Source organism: Kitasatospora sp. NPDC042419, assembly GCF_056437345.1.
Window position 1 is genome coordinate 290,569 of record NZ_JBWKAW010000008.1, and the last position, 12,262, is coordinate 302,830.

Here is a 12,262-nt window from a genome sequence, read left to right on the forward strand (position 1 = left end):
GCCGGGTGGGGCCGCTTCATGCCCGCGGCCCCACCCGCCGCACCCGCTCCCGGCCCCGCGCCTCACTCGCCGCCCCGCTCCGGGCCCCGCGCCTCACTCGCCGCCCCCGCCCCCGGCCCGGCCCTCCGTACGGCTCCCGTCCGCACCACCGCCGTCCGCACCGCCGGCGTCGCCGTCCGCCCCCGGCTCGCTCCCGCGCAGCGGCAGCGGCCCGGCCGGCTCCAGCGCCGGGTCCTCCACCGCGAAGGTCCGCACCCGCCCGGGCCCGCTCCACGGCGTCTCGAACCGCACCGTCACCCGCCCCACCCCGCTGCCCTGCACCCACCCCGGCCCGAACTCCGCGTGGTGCACGTCCTGCCCGGGCAGCCACCGCCGCACGGACGGTGCGGCCTCCTCGCGCGCCGCCTCCGCCTCCTCCTCCGCACCGGCCTCGTGCCCGGCGACGGCCGCCTCCTCCCGGACGGCCTGCGCGAACAGGTCCTCCTGGGTGTAGTCGGCCAGCTGCGCCACCCCGACGCCCAGCAGCCGCACCCCGCCGGTGACGTCCACCTGCGAGGCCAGCCGACGGGCCGTCTCGGTGATCACCGTCTCGTCGTCCGTCGGCCCGCGCAGCGTCTCCGAGCGGGTCAGCGTCGAGAAGTCGAACCGCCGCACCTTCAGCACCACCGTCCGCCCCGACCGCCCGGCCCCCCGCAACCGCCGGACGCACCGCGCCGCCAGGATCTCCACCTCGCGCAGGATCCGGTCCCGGTCGGCCAGGTCCACCTCGAAGGTGTCCTCCACCGAGACCGACTTGGCGTCCTGGTCGGCCACCACCGGCCGGTCGTCCAGCCCTATCGACATCTGGAACACACCGGTGCCGTGGGCCTTCCCCAGCATCTGCACCAGCTCGGACTCCCCCGCCTCGGCGAGGTCGGCCACCGAGTTCAGCCCGGACCGGCGCAGCACCTGCTCGGTGGCCGGGCCGATCCCCGGCAGCGCCCGGACCGGCATCGGCCCGAGCACCGCGCGCTCCTGGCCCGGCTCGATCATCACCAGCCCGTCCGGCTTGGCCTGCTCGGACGCGATCTTGGCCATCAGCTTGGACCCGGCCGCCCCCACCGAGGCGGTCAGCCCGGTCCGCCGGTGGATGTCCGCGCGCAGGTCCTCGGCCAGCGCCAGCACCAGCCGCTCGCCCGTCCCGTGGTCCGCCTCCGCCAGCAGCGGGCCGTACGGTCCGGCCTCCAGGTCGACGAAGGCCTCGTCCAGGCTCAGCGGCTGCACCAGCGGCGACAGCTCCCGCAGCAGCCCCATCACCAGCTCGCTCACCGACCGGTACGCCTCGAAGCGGCCGGCCAGGAAGGCCGCGTTCGGACAGAGCCGGCGGGCCTGCGCCATCGGCATCGCCGAGTGCACCCCGAACTTCCGCGCCTCGTAGGACGCCGTGGAGACCACTCCCCGGCCGCCGAGCCCCCCGACGACCACCGGCTTCCCGCGCAGGCTCGGCTTGGCCGCCTGCTCCACCGCGGCGAAGAAGGCGTCCATGTCGAGGTGGATGATGCTCGGCAGTGACCGCACGCGCCGATCATGCCGCAAGGGTCCGACAGCGCGTGCGAACCGGGCCGCCGGCCCGGCCGTCACTCCTTAGCCGGCTAGGGCCCGGCGCCCGCACTCGCCCCCGCGTCCGCCAGCGCCCGCGGTATGCCCGGCTCACGCGGACCGAGGAAGAGCGGGTCCGGCCGCAGCCAGGCGTTCAGCGCCGCCTTCCCCGCGCCGGGGACCTCCCGCAGCCCGCCGTACAGCCAGGTGACGTCCCGCACCTCCGGCACACCCACCGCGTACGAGTCGATGCCCGCCGCCCGGCACAGCGCCAGCGCCCGCCGCACGTGGAAGTCCTGGCTGACCAGCACCGCCCGGTCCACCCCGAAGATCCGGTGCGCCCGGGTGCAGGAGTCCCAGGTGTCGAAGCCCGCGTAGTCGCCGACCACCCGGACGTCCGGCACCCCGTGCTCGACCAGGTACTGCCGCATCGCGTCGGTCTCGTCGTAGCCGTCCCGGCCGTTGTCCCCGGTCACCAGGATCGCCTGGACCTTCCGCCGCTCGAACAGCTCGACCGCCGCGTCCAGCCGGTGCGCCAGGTACGGCGACGGCTTGCCGTCGAACAGCCCGGCGCCGAACACCACCGCCACCGGCGCCTCGGGCGCGGTCGCCACGGTGCCCACCCGGTCGCCCGCCGAGGTCCAGAGCCAGGCACTCGGCGCGAGCGCCAGCGAACAGCAGACCGTCGCGAGCTGGAACAGCCGGCGCTGCGTCCGGCGCCGCCGCAACCGGACGCCGAGCCGCACCGCCTTCCGCGCCAGCAGGCCGGGGATACCGGATCCGAACCGCACGTGCCCTCCCTCTCCCGGTTCACCGGCCACGACGAGGCCGCGGGCCCGGACGGTTCCCCGTCCGGGCCCGCGGCCTCGTCAGATCCTTGTTCAGACCGCCCTGTTGCGGCGCTGCGCCAGCTCGTCCGCCGGGTCGTTCCCGACGACCGTCTCCCCGGTGTCGGTCCGCTCCGCGTGCAGCCGCCCGAGGGTCAGCTCCAGCTCCTGCCAGACCGCGCCGACGGCGATCCCGAAGACCCCCTGGCCGCCCTTCAGCAGGTCCACCACCTGCTGCGGGGTGATGCACTCGTACACCGTCGCGCCGTCGCACATCAGCGTCAGTCCGGCCAGGTCGCAGACCTCGGCGGACTGCAGGTGGGCGACCGCCACCCGGATGTTCTGCAGCGAGACCCCGGCGTCCAGCAGCCGCTTGACGATCTTCAGCAGCAGGATGTCTCGGAAGCTGTAGAGCCGCTGGCTGCTCGCCGGGTAGACCGAGCGGACGCTGGGCTCCAGCAGGCCCGTCCGGGCCCAGTAGTCCAGCTGGCGGTAGGTGATCCCCGCCGCGGCACAGGCCGTCGGACCGCGGTACCCGATCAGCTCGGACGTGGGCGCGAGCCGCTCCAGGGCCGGCTGGCCGGGCTGGACCGCCGGGAACCGGCCCACCCGGGGCAGTTCCGTCCGGGGCAGTTCGGTCACGTTTCGGGCGGTGCGCGGCATGTGCACGGCGCACAGGCCTCCCACGGCCGCTTCATCGCCGGTGCCGGTCATGCCTACCTCCGTCCACTCGTGCTGCGGGCAACCCAGACCACGGGCATCGGACACCCGGGCAGCCCCTCCTGACGGTAGGCAGTCCCCTATGGCCCGTCAACGATCGCCACGCCGTGGCGGGCAGACCACATCACTCAGGAGAGTGGTTTTTCGTGCCCCTAGTGTGGGTAGGTGGACGCGGTTTGGCAAAACGGCCGAACACCTACGGCACGTGGGCCCGCAGGCCCACAGCACGCCCTACCGCGGGGGCACGCCCCACTGCGGAGGAACGCCCTACTGCGGGCCGCTCCCGCCGAAGTCCTCCGGCGACACCTGGTCGAGGAACTCGCGGAACTTCTCGACCTCGTCCTCCTGCTCGTCCGGGATCGCGATGCCCGCCTCCGCGAGCACCTCCTCGCTCCCGTAGATCGGCGTCCCGGTCCGCAGCGCCAGCGCTATCGCGTCGGACGGGCGGGCGCTCACCTCGACCCCGCCGGCGAAGACGAGCTCGGCGTAGAAGACGCCCTCCCGCAGGTCGGTGATCCGCACCTCGGTGAGCTGCTGGCCGAGCGCCTCCAGGACGTCCTTGAACAGGTCGTGCGTCAGCGGGCGCACCGGCGTCATGCCCTGCTGGGCGAAGGCGATCGCGGTCGCCTCGCCGGGGCCGATCCAGATCGGCAGGTACCGATCGCCCCCCACCTCCCGGAGCAGCACGATCGGCTGGTTGGAAGGCATCTCCACCCGGACACCCACGACGTCGAGCTCATTCACACAGCAACCCTATGGCTCCCGACCCGGATATGAAAGCGCAGCGCCGACGGCGCTGGTCAGCGCGGTGGCGCAGGTCAGGACCGGGTCCGCAGACCGGCCTGGACCATCGCCGCGTGCAACCGGACCGAGAGGGTCGCCAGCTCCCGCGCGGTGGCCTCGGCGTGCGCCCTGGTCTGCGGGTTCCGGTGCCGTCGCAGCGGCGCCACGACCTGCTCGACCAGCGCGATCTCCCGGTCCGCGGCGGCCTTCATGGCCCGCAGGTGGCGCGGCTCAAGCCCGTAGCGGCCCAGTTCGGCGACCAGCCTGGCCACCTGGAGCGCCTCGCCGTCGTACCCGCCGTCCGGCCCGGGCGCGACCAGCCCGTACGCCTCCCACTCGACCAGCTCGCGCTCGCCGGCCTCGGCGGCGGCCAGCAGCTCGGCCCGGCCCAGCCGGACCCCGGCGGAGGCCTCCGCCGAGGCGGTCAGCTCGCGGTCCGCCTCCTCCATCGGCCCCGGCCGGGCGTCGGCGGCGGGCAGGGCGGGCGGGGCCTCGCCGCGCTCGATCGCGTCGAGGTGTTCGCGGATCACCCGCAGCGGCAGGTAGTGGTCGCGCTGCATCCGCAGCACGTAGGCCAGCCGCTCGACGTCGGACGGGCTGAACTTGCGGTACCCCGAGGGCGTGCGCTGGGGCTCGACCAGGCCCTCCGCCTCCAGGAACCTGATCTTGGAGATGGTGACCTCGGGGAAGTCGTCACGCAGGAAGGTCAGCACCGCGCCGATGCTCAGCAGCTCGTCGCCGCCGCGGCGCCGGCCGCCCCCGGCGGTCCGGTCCGGCCGGACCGGCTGCCTGGGGGCCGCGACCACCCCGCGCGTGCCCTTGTCCGGCGTCGGGCCGAACGGCGCGGGGGTGGCCGCCCCGAGAGGAGATGAAGGGGTATTCGTGCTCACTCGGGCTCCTGCCGACGTTGGTTTCAGTACCCCCGGTTGTGGCTGGCGAAGAAGACCAGCCGGTACTTCCCGATCTGCACCTCGTCGCCGTTGTTGAGCGACACCTCGTCGATCCGCTCCCGGTTCACGTAGGTGCCGTTGAGGCTGCCCACGTCGGCGACGGTGAAGCCGCCACCGGGCGTCCGGCGGAACTCCACGTGCTTGCGGGAGACGGTGACGTCGTCGAGGAAGATGTCACCCTGCGGGTGGCGGCCCGCCGTGGTCTTGTCCGAGTCCAGCAGGAACCGGCTGCCGGAGTTCGGGCCGCGCTGGACGATCAGCAGCGCCGAGCCCGGGGGCAGGGCGTCGATCGCGGCCAGCACCTCGGCCGAGAGGGCCGGCGTGCCGGTCCCGGTCGTGGTGTTGGGGTCGTACGACTCCAGACCGGAGATCGAGATCGTCGACGTGGTCTCCGCCGACCCCTCGGGGAGCAGGCCGCCGCGCAGTGCCGCACCGCAGTTGGAACAGAAGCGGGCCGCGGCCGGGTTCTGGTTGCCGCACCTGGAGCACGGAGTGGGGCCAGCCATGTTCACAGCCTCCTGGCGCGGCACACCCGACGGGTTGTGCCCGGCGTACGGGTCCGGGGCAAACCCTCCACCAGAGGTTGAGGGTCCTGACGGGAAACCTATGCGCGGGGCGCCGGAGGGGTCAACCGACGCGCCGTAGCCCGCCTGATTCCCGGCGTACTGGGCGCCGTCCCGGAACAGCGGGCGCTCGGCGTACTCCGCGCCCTCGGGGGCGGGCCGCATGCCCGGCACGGCGGGTTCGTCGTCCCGGCGGTGGCGCGCGGTGGGCGCCTCGACGGCGGCCGCGTCGCGGCCCTTGTTACGACCGAACAACTTGGAGAAGAAACTCACGGGCGAATCCCCTTGCGTGTGACAGACCCGCCCGCGGGGCAGGGTGAGGACCTCGGACAGACTGCGGGCCCGACGGTGGATCGGGCCGGCGGTATCGGAACTCCGGCTGTGATGATCACTTCGGAGCCGGCTTGGCGTACTGCGGCGTCTTCGGATCGACGAGTGCGTCGACGACCACCTTCTGCTGTTGGGAGATGGTCGCGCGCGCCTGATGGCTCTCCAACGTACGGACCACACCTCCTGGGATGTTCAGCGCGGGTGTGAGGTCCTGCGGATTCCCCACGACGGTGAACCGGTAGGGCGCCGAGACCTTCTTGCCGTCGATCTGCACACCGCCGCCGGACACGTCCGTGAAGAAGGTGTTGACCACCACGCGCACATCGTTGATCTGAATCGCCTCCGCCCCCGCCGCTCGGAGTTCCTGCAGGGTGTCCAGCAGCATATCTGCCTTCACCTGCCCTTGGGGATCATCGACCGTCAGTACGATGCCCGGACCAGTTGCTCGGACGGTCCCGGCCAGTACGCCGAGCTCCGTCACCTTCTTCCTGGTCTGTTCCTGGGCCTCCTTGGCCTGGTTGGAGCTGTTCTCCAACTTGGCCAGGGACTGCTCAAGCTCCGCCTTCTCCTGTTGGAGACGCTGTTGACGGCTGTCCAGTTCGTCGAGGATGCGGACGAGGTCCTCCTGACGCGCACCCCGCAGCTGACTGTGGTGGTCGTTGGTGGAGCGGACCTGGATCGCCAGCGCCAGTCCGAGCGAGAACAGCAGCACCGCCACCACCAGCTGGCCGCGCGACAGCCGCGGCGGCCAGAGCGCGGCCTTCATCCGCCTCCGCCCCTCGGCCCGGTCGTCCCCGGCCGGTGCGGGCACCGTTTCGGGGGCGGGCTCCGGTTCCGGCGCGGGTCCGGGGGCAGGCGCGGGCGCCGCGACGGGTCCGGGCGCCGCGACGGGCACCGACACCGTCACGGGCACCGACGACGCCGCAGACCCGGCTCCCGGCTGCGACTCGGGCCCGGCCTCGGGCCGAGCCTCGGCCTCGGCCTCGACCTCGGCCCCGACCTCGGGACGCGGCTCCGGCGGCCGCACGGGTTCCGGCACCGCCTCCGCCTCCGCCAGCGGCGCACGCGCGGGCGCAGGAATCACCTCGGGGGCGCACCCCGGAGCAGGCTCCACGGCCTCGATCCCGGCCTCGGTCGGGGCGTCGGCCTCGGACTCCGCCGGAGCCCCGCCCGCAGGCTCCGCCACGGCGCCGTCCTCCGGCGCTGCGGAGGCCCGCTCGGCGGCCGTCCCCCCGGGTTCGTCCTGCTCCTCCTCGGCAACCGCTTCCCCGGCCCGCCCGTCGACCGGAGTCACCGAGTGGTCCGCAGGCGCTTCCCCGCGCTTCTCCGCCGGCTTCCCGGCCGCATCCGCCACCGGCACCGGCACCGACGCCGACACCGGTCCGCGCTCCTCGCCGCCGTCCTCGCGCACAACATCTCCCGCAGATCCGTCCACCTTCTTCTTCTCCGCCGCCCGCTCGCGGCCCGGCTCAGGCGCGGAAGACATGGCGCCTGATCGCAGCGGCGTTGGAGAAGATGCGGATGCCGAGGACGACGACCACGCCGGTGGACAGCTGCGAGCCCACGCCCAGCTGGTCGCCGAGGAAGACGATCAGCGCCGCCACGACCACGTTCGACAGGAAGGAGACGATGAACACCTTGTCGTTGAAGATCCCGTCCAACATCGCGCGGACGCCACCGAACACCGCGTCCAGCGCCGCCACCACCGCGATCGGCAGGTACGGCACGACGGCGTCCGGCACCTCGGGCTGGACGAAGAGCCCGACGACGACCCCGATCACGAGACCCAGTACGGCAATCACGGTCTAGCTGCTCCTGTCGCTGCGGAGGACGACCCGGTGGTGGTCGCGGTGGTCGGGTGGCCGGTCGTGGTCCTGGCCGAGGGGCTCGGCGAGCGCTTCCCCCCGGTCGTGGCGGTCGGCTTCGCGGACGGTGAGGTGCCGGCGGAAGGGCTCGCGGTGCCGCCGGCCGACGGCGCGGCCGGACCGGCGGACGGGGACGCCGCCTCCCCGGAGGCGGAGGGGGACGCGGTCGGCGAGGGCTCGGGGAGCGCCGGCTGGGCGGTCCGCAGCGTCACGCCGACGGCCGCGGGCAGGGTCAGGCTCTTCTGCGCCGAGATGGTCGACTTGATGCCGTACTTCTCCTGCAGCAGCCGCAGGTACTGCCCGGCCATGGCGCTCTCGAAGGCACCCACCAGCTTGGGCCCGTCCCCCACCGCCTGCACGGTGTACGGCGGCACCAGCGGCCGGTTGTCCACCAGCACGGCCTCACCGGCGGCGCGGATCGCGGAGAGCGCGGTGAGCCGCTGCCCGTTGATCGCGACGGCCTCCGCACCGGAGGACCAGAGCCCGTTCACCACCAACTGCAGGTCACGGTCCCGCAGCCGTCCGCTGTTGGAGAAGCCCTGCCCGGCCCGCGGGTCGACGTTCCCGCCGGCGCCGGTGCCGGCCGCGTCCTCCAGCACCAGCTTGACGCCCGGGCCGGTCACCTCCCCCAGGCCGACCGCTCCGGCCAGCGCGGCCGGGTCGCCCTCCCCCGGGGCGAGCGCCTGCCGCTGGGTGGTGTCGACCTTCCGCCGCAGGTCCTGGACCTGCTTCTGAAGCTGGTCCGCCGAGCCGTTGGAGTCGTTGATCCGGTGGATCAGGGCGTCCCGCTCCTTGGCGAGCGTCGGCTCCGCCTTGTGCGCGTTCACCGCCCCGACCGTGAGGACCGCGCCGACCAGGGCCAGCCCGGCCCCCAGCGTGAGCAGGCCCTTGGCCGTGCCGGGTATCCGGTACGGGCCGTCACCGCCCCGTGCCGCGGCCGCCTCGGCGTACCCCTCGTCCAGGCTGTGGTCCATCACGCTGGTCAGCAGGGACATCGAGGCATCCGGACGGTTGTACCGTCCACTGCTGGCACTCGGCGTCGGCGTCGCTGACATGCGGACCATCGTCCCATGGCGAACCGGGGCCCTGTGCACACCCCCTGACCTGCACACACGCCAAACCGGACCGACCGCCATCAACCGCCCGAAACGGACAGCGGGGCGGTGCGGCACCGAGCCGCCCGCCCCGCCGTCCGCCCGTCACCGGGCTCCGGTCGTCACCGCCCGGCGCCGTCGACCACCGCCGCCCACTCGTCCAGCAGCGCCTCGGTCGCCTCGTCGTCCGGGCCCTCGGCCCACAGGTGGGTGACCGCCTCGGCCGGGTCGGGCAGCACCAGCGTCCACCGCCCGTCCGCCTCGACCACCCGGACCCCGTCGGTGGTGTCCAGCTGCCGGGTCCCGGCCGCCTCCACCACCGAGCGCATGACCATGCCCTTCGCCGCCCACGGCGTGGCGATGTCCCGTCGGCGGATGTGCGCCTGCGGGATCCGCGCGTCGATCTGGCTCAGCGTGAGCTGGGTCCGGGCCACCAGGCCGACCAGCCGGACGAACGCCGCGGCTCCGTCCAGCACCCCGCTGAACTCCGGCACGACGAAACCGCCGCGCCCGTCCCCGCCGAACACCGTGCCCTCGGCGGAGGCCGCCTTGGCCAGGTCGTCCGGTGTGGTCGTGGTCCAGATGACCTGGGTGCCGTGGTACGCCGCGACCTGCTCGGCGATGCGCGTCGTGGTGACCGGCAGGGCCACCTGACCGCTCCGCCGCTCGGCCGCGACCAGGTCCAGCAGGACCAGCAGCGCCCGGTCGTCGTCGATCACCCGGCCCAGTTCGTCGACGAAGGCCACCCGCTCGCCCACCGGGTCGAAGCGGACCCCGAACGCGGCCCGGGAGGAGGCCACCAGCTCGCCCAGCCTGGCCAGCCCGGCCCGTCGCTCCTCGGCGTCCTCGGTGGGCCGTGACTCGTCCAACCCGCTGGAGACGCTCAGCGCCTCGACCCCGAGCCGGCCGAGGATGCTCGGCAGGACGAGCCCCGCGCTCCCGTGCGCGGTGTCCACGACCACCTTCAGCCCGGCCTCGCGCACACCCGTGGTGTCGACGGCCCGCAGCAGGTTCCCCGCGTAGGCGTCGAAGACGCTGGACGGGAAGGTGAGGTCGCCGATCTCCCCGGGGAAGGCCCTGCGGTACTCCTGGCGTGCGTAGACGCGGTCGAGCTTGCGCTGCCCGGCCTGCGAGAGGTCGGCGCCGCGCTCGTCGAAGAAGAGGATGTCCAACGAGTCCGGCACCCCGGGCGTGGTCCGCAGGAAGATCCCGCCGGCACTGCCCCGGGCCGTGTGCTGCCGGGCGACCGGCATCGGCACGTTCTCCAGGTCGCGGACGTCGATCGCGCTGGTCTGCAGTGCCGAGATCATCGCCCGCTTCAGTGCCCGCGCACCCCGCGAGTGGTCACGCGCGATGGTGACCGTCGCCCCCTTCTTCAGCGTCGTCGCGTACGCGCCGGCCAGCCGGACGGCCAGCTCGGGGGTGATCTCGACGTTCAGGATCCCCGAGACGCCGCGCACCCCGAACAGGTGCTCCTGCCCGCGGGACTCCCAGATCACCGAGGTGTTGACGACCGCGCCGGCCTCGATGGTCTTGAACGGGTAGACCCGGACGTTGGCCGCGATGATCGACTCCTCGCCGATCAGGCACTCGTCCCCGATCACCGCGCCGTCCTCGATCCGCGCGGCCCGCATCACGTCGGTGTTCTTGCCGACCACGCAGCCCCGCAGATTGCTCTGCGGCCCCACGTAGACGTTGTCGTGGACGACGGCCCTGTGCAGGAACGCCCCGCGCTTGACGACCACATTGCTGCCGAGCACGGTGTGCTCGCGGATCTCCACCCCGGCCTCGACCTTGGCGTAGTCCCCGATGTACAGCGGCCCGCGGAGCACCGCCTCGGGGTCGACCTCGGCCCCCTCGGCGACCCACACCCCGGGCGAGATCTCGAACCCGTCGATCTCGACGTCGACCTTGCCCTCCAGGACGTCAGCCTGGGCCTTGCCGTAGCTCTCGTGGGTGCCCACGTCCTCCCAGTAGCCCTCGGCGACGTACCCGTAGACCCGCTTGCCCTCCTTGAGCAGCTGCGGGAACACGTCACTCGACCAGTCGACGGACTCGCCCGCCGCGACGTAGTCGAAGACCTCGGGCTCCATGACGTAGATACCGGTGTTCACCGTGTCGGAGAAGACCTGCCCCCAGGTCGGCTTCTCCAGGAAGCGCTCCACCCGCCCCTCGTCATCGGTGATCGTGATACCGAACTCCAGGGGATTCGGCACCCTGGTGAGACAGACCGTGACCAGTGCGTTCTTGCTGCGGTGGAACTCGATCAATTCCGAGAGGTCGAAGTCGGTCAGTGCGTCACCGGAGATCACCAGGAAGGAGTCGTCCTTCAACGCGTCCTCGGCGTTCTTGACACTCCCCGCAGTGCCGAGCGGTGTCTCCTCGTTGGCATAGGTGAGATTCATGCCCAACTCTTCACCGTCACCGAAGTAGTTCTTGACCAGTGAGGCCAGGAACTGGACGGTCACGACGGTGTCGGAGAGGCCGTGCCGCTTCAGCAGCCGAAGCACGTGCTCCATGATCGGCCTGTTGGCCACGGGAAGCAGCGGCTTCGGCATGCTGGAGGTCATCGGGCGGAGTCGGGTGCCTTCGCCCCCTGCCATTACAACGGCTTTCATTACGGGTGCGTCCTCCTTCGCGGTGGTGGACCCTGCAGGTCCATCAAACCGTTCCAGAGGTTCTCTACCCGGAAGGTATCGTCCGACGCACCGTGTCGCCGTGGGACTTCTCTCAGATCGCGTCTCAGACCGTGGACGCGGAGGAGGCCGAGCCACCCCTGATGATCTGTCGCGCCTGCACGGCGTAAAGAATGCCGGCCCACCAGTAGAGGGTGGTCCCCCACCAGATGAACGCCCAGCTCACGATCTCGGCCGGCCGCGCGATCCAGCTGTCACCGGTACCGAGCAGCAGAAGCGGAAAGGCGTACATCAGGTTGAATGTCGCGGCCTTCCCCAGGAAACTCACCTGCAACGGCCCGTAGCCGTGCCGGTTGAGAATCGGCAGCAGCGCCGCGATAAACAGCTCACGGGTCAACAGGATCGCCGTCAGCCACCACGGCAGGATCTCACGCCAGGTCAGGCCGAGGAGCGTGGACAGCACATAGAGCCGGTCCGCCAGCGGGTCGAGCAACTGCCCTACCCGGCTGATCTGCCCCCACCGGCGGGCGAGCTTCCCGTCCAGGTAATCACTGATGCCGCTGAGCATCAGGATCAGCAATGCCCACCCGTCGTTGTTCGGCCCGTCGAACACCGGCCAGAGAATCAGCCAGAGAAAGAGCGGAACACCGACCAGCCGGCCCATGCTCAGCAGGTTGGGGATGGTGAGGACGCGATCGGTCTGGACCCGCGTCTCCTGGACCTCCACCCGGGGGCCTCCTGTCATGTGTGGCAACTTCGCACGTTGACCTTACAACAGAAAAGCCCCCGTCCGGTTCCCCGGCGGGGGCTTCTCTAGAAGAATTGTTCGGCGGCGTCCTACTCTCCCACAGGGTCCCCCCTGCAGTACCATCGGCGCTGTGAGGCTTAGCTTCCGGGTTCGGAATGTAACCGGGCG

The 12,262-nt window shown here is 72.2% G+C and carries 11 protein-coding genes and 1 rRNA gene; all 12 read right to left on the reverse strand.

Annotated features, from left to right (window positions below):
• Positions 1-93: 93 nt before the first annotated feature.
• On the reverse strand, positions 94-1,557 hold the full coding sequence (locus AC067J_RS18935; RefSeq protein WP_478300555.1) for a DNA polymerase IV: 1,464 nt from the start codon (positions 1,555-1,557) through the stop codon (positions 94-96).
• 74 nt (positions 1,558-1,631) lie between these two features.
• Positions 1,632-2,369 carry a SanA/YdcF family protein gene (locus AC067J_RS18940; RefSeq protein WP_478300557.1) on the reverse strand — a complete coding sequence of 246 codons (738 nt, stop codon included), beginning with the start codon at positions 2,367-2,369 and terminating at the stop codon, positions 1,632-1,634.
• A 90-nt stretch (positions 2,370-2,459) separates the two neighbouring features.
• Positions 2,460-3,119 (reverse strand): MerR family transcriptional regulator, encoded by a 660-nt coding sequence (locus tag AC067J_RS18945; RefSeq protein ID WP_478300559.1) that lies wholly within the window; start codon positions 3,117-3,119, stop codon positions 2,460-2,462.
• A gap of 273 nt (positions 3,120-3,392) precedes the next feature.
• The gene (locus AC067J_RS18950; RefSeq protein WP_030303568.1) at positions 3,393-3,869 is read right to left on the reverse strand and encodes a bifunctional nuclease family protein; all 477 of its coding nucleotides are present in this window, start codon (positions 3,867-3,869) and stop codon (positions 3,393-3,395) included.
• A gap of 74 nt (positions 3,870-3,943) precedes the next feature.
• Positions 3,944-4,636 (reverse strand): transcriptional regulator FtsR, encoded by a 693-nt coding sequence (gene ftsR, locus AC067J_RS18955; protein ID WP_478300577.1) that lies wholly within the window; start codon positions 4,634-4,636, stop codon positions 3,944-3,946.
• 185 nt (positions 4,637-4,821) lie between these two features.
• On the reverse strand, positions 4,822-5,694 hold the full coding sequence (locus AC067J_RS18960) for an FHA domain-containing protein (protein ID WP_478300561.1): 873 nt from the start codon (positions 5,692-5,694) through the stop codon (positions 4,822-4,824).
• A 115-nt stretch (positions 5,695-5,809) separates the two neighbouring features.
• Entirely contained in the window at positions 5,810-6,664 is an 855-nt protein-coding gene (locus AC067J_RS18965) for a DUF881 domain-containing protein (RefSeq protein WP_478300579.1), read from the reverse strand.
• A 556-nt stretch (positions 6,665-7,220) separates the two neighbouring features.
• Positions 7,221-7,553, reverse strand: coding sequence for a small basic family protein (locus AC067J_RS18970; RefSeq protein WP_030062488.1), 333 nt, complete (start codon positions 7,551-7,553; stop codon positions 7,221-7,223).
• Positions 7,550-8,671 (reverse strand): DUF881 domain-containing protein, encoded by a 1,122-nt coding sequence (locus tag AC067J_RS18975; protein WP_478300563.1) that lies wholly within the window; start codon positions 8,669-8,671, stop codon positions 7,550-7,552. Before AC067J_RS18975 ends, AC067J_RS18970 begins: the two co-directional genes overlap by 4 nt.
• A 161-nt stretch (positions 8,672-8,832) precedes the next feature.
• Entirely contained in the window at positions 8,833-11,328 is a 2,496-nt protein-coding gene (locus AC067J_RS18980) for a sugar phosphate nucleotidyltransferase (protein WP_478300565.1), read from the reverse strand.
• A gap of 124 nt (positions 11,329-11,452) precedes the next feature.
• On the reverse strand, positions 11,453-12,073 hold the full coding sequence (gene clsA / locus AC067J_RS18985) for a cardiolipin synthase ClsA (protein ID WP_478300567.1): 621 nt from the start codon (positions 12,071-12,073) through the stop codon (positions 11,453-11,455).
• 97 nt (positions 12,074-12,170) lie between these two features.
• Positions 12,171-12,262 (reverse strand): 5S ribosomal RNA (rrf, locus tag AC067J_RS18990); the annotation flags it as partial.

Bases quoted from the DNA above. Each gene is read 5' to 3' on its own strand.
- AC067J_RS18975 (WP_478300563.1), bottom strand. From the start codon at position 8,671: ATGTCAGCGACGCCGACGCCGAGTGCCAGCAGTGGACGGTACAACCGT.
- AC067J_RS18945 (WP_478300559.1), bottom strand. From the start codon at position 3,119: ATGACCGGCACCGGCGATGAAGCGGCCGTGGGAGGCCTGTGCGCCGTG.
- AC067J_RS18980 (WP_478300565.1), bottom strand. From the start codon at position 11,328: ATGAAAGCCGTTGTAATGGCAGGGGGCGAAGGCACCCGACTCCGCCCG.